Genomic DNA, 2,098 nt, shown 5'->3' with positions numbered 1-2,098 from the left:
AGGGACGACGGCACACGCACCCGGCTGCTCAATGCGCGCGAGTTTCATCAGATCGCCGGCCGGGCGGGACGGGCGGGCTACGACACCGCAGGCACGGTAGTCGTTCAGGCGCCCGACCATGAGGTGGAGAACCTCAAGCAGTTCACGAAGGTCGCCGACGACCCGAAGAAGCGACGAAAGCTGGTGCGCCGCAAAGTGCCCGAGGGCATGGTGCCGTGGAGCGACAAGACGATGACCAAGCTGGTGGACGCCGCCCCTGAGCCGCTGACCAGCAACATGCGGGTGTCGACGGCGATGATCCTCGATGTCGTCGACCGGCCTGGTGACCCGTTCGCGGCGATGCGCCGATTGCTGACCGAGAACCACGAGCCGCGCAAGCGCCAGCTTCGGCACATCCGCGAAGCGGTCGGCATCGCCCGCTCGCTGCTGCAGGCGGGTGTCGTGGAGCGACTCGACGAACCGGAAGCCGATGGGCGTCGCTATCGGCTGACGGTGGATCTGCCACCGGACTTCGCGTTGAACCAGCCGCTGTCGACATTCGCGTTGGCCGCGGTCGAAGTCCTCGATACGAGCGCGGAGACCTATGCGCTGGATGTTGTTTCGGTCATCGAGGCGACGCTCGAGGATCCTCGTCAGATCATGGCCGCACAGCTGAAGAAGGCTCGCGGCGAAGCCATCGCGGCGATGAAGGCTGAGGGCATCGAGTACGACGAGCGAATGGAACTGCTGGACGACGTCTCCTACCCCAAGCCGTTGGAGGAACTGCTGGGACATGCGTATGAGGTGTACCTGCAGAGCAACCCGTGGGCCGCCGACGGGGAGTTGTCACCGAAGTCCGTGGTCCGCGAAATGTGGGAGCGGGCGTTCACGTTCCGGGAATACGTCAGCGTGTACGGGCTGACCCGCGCCGAGGGCGCGGTGCTGCGCTACCTCTCCGATGCATTCAAGGCGCTGCGGTCCGGGGTGCCTGCAGTGGCGCGGACCGAGGAGGTCACCGACATCGTCGAGTGGCTCGGCGAGCTTGTGCGCCAGGTTGATTCGAGCCTGCTCGACGAATGGGAGGAGCTCACCAGCCCCGACCAGCCGTTGGATGCCCCGGTGGCGGTGCCGGCCCGGCCGCGCCCGCTGACCGGGAACGAGCGGGCGTTCACCGCAATGGTGCGCAATGCGCTGTTCCGGCGCGTCGAGTTGTTTGCGCGGCGGCGCTGGTACGACCTTGCCGAATTGGACGGGGCTTCAGGGTGGACGTCTGAACGCTGGGCCGAGGTCGGCGACGGGTACTTCGCCGAACATGCCGACGTGGGTATCGGGGCCGACGCTCGCGGTCCTGCGCTGTTGATCATCGACAGGCAACCGGGCGAGTGGCGGGTGCGACAGATCCTCGACGACCCTGCAGGCGACCACGATTGGAGCTTTGCCGTCGAGGTGGATCTGGAGGCCTCCGATGAGGAAGGCGTCGCAGTTCTTCGCGTGGTCGACGCGGGACGGCTCGATTAGAGATCGAGTTAGTTGTTGGTGGGTGGTTGGGGTTGGAAGGGGACATACCATCGTCGCCATTGGGTGCGTTCGCCGGTGGGTCCGCGGTAGGGCGGGACGTCGGGTGGGGGTCGATTCGGTGGTCGGGCCAGCGATCCGGGGCTGAGTTCTCGCCCGTCGCTGTCGGTGACGGTGATGTTGGGTGCGGGTCCGGTGATGGTGATGGCGCCGCGGTGATGGCAGCGGTGGTGATACGGGCAGACCAGGACCAGGTTGTGCAGTTCGGTGGGGCCACCGTCTTCCCAGTGCCGGATGTGGTGGGCGTGTAGACCACGAGTCGCGCCACACCCGGGCACTGCGCAGGTCCGGTGGCGGTATTCCAGAGCACGCCGCAGGCGGCGGCTGATGGTGCGGGTGGCGCGCCCGGCGCCGATGGGTTGGCCGTCGCGTTCGAACCACACTTCACACGTCGCGTCGCAGGTCAGGTATTGGCGCTGGGCGTCGGACAGCAGCGGACCCAGATGCAACTGGGCGACCTGATCCTTGACGTCGAGGTGGGCGATGACGGTGCAACGCTGCCCGTGCGGGCGGCGGGCCACCTCGGCGTCCCAGCCGGCTTCGA

2 protein-coding genes are annotated in these 2,098 nt (G+C 67.0%); one reads left to right on the top strand and one right to left on the bottom strand.

Features of this window, described 5'->3' with window-relative positions:
* A partial coding sequence (locus CSQ99_RS30505) for a DUF3516 domain-containing protein (protein ID WP_141562756.1) occupies positions 1 to 1,497 on the top strand: 1,497 nt, incomplete at its 5' end.
* A gap of 8 nt (positions 1,498 to 1,505) precedes the next feature.
* Here the strand turns inward: CSQ99_RS30505 and CSQ99_RS30500 are convergent.
* Positions 1,506 to 2,098: HNH endonuclease signature motif containing protein (locus tag CSQ99_RS30500; RefSeq protein ID WP_141562755.1), on the bottom strand; the 593-nt coding region annotated here is incomplete at its 5' end.

Origin of the sequence: Mycobacterium neglectum (genome assembly GCF_002591975.1) — a bacterium.
GTDB classification, from domain to species: Bacteria; Actinomycetota; Actinomycetes; order Mycobacteriales; family Mycobacteriaceae; genus Mycobacterium; species Mycobacterium neglectum.
This window is presented reverse-complemented; position numbering and strand designations above follow the sequence as displayed.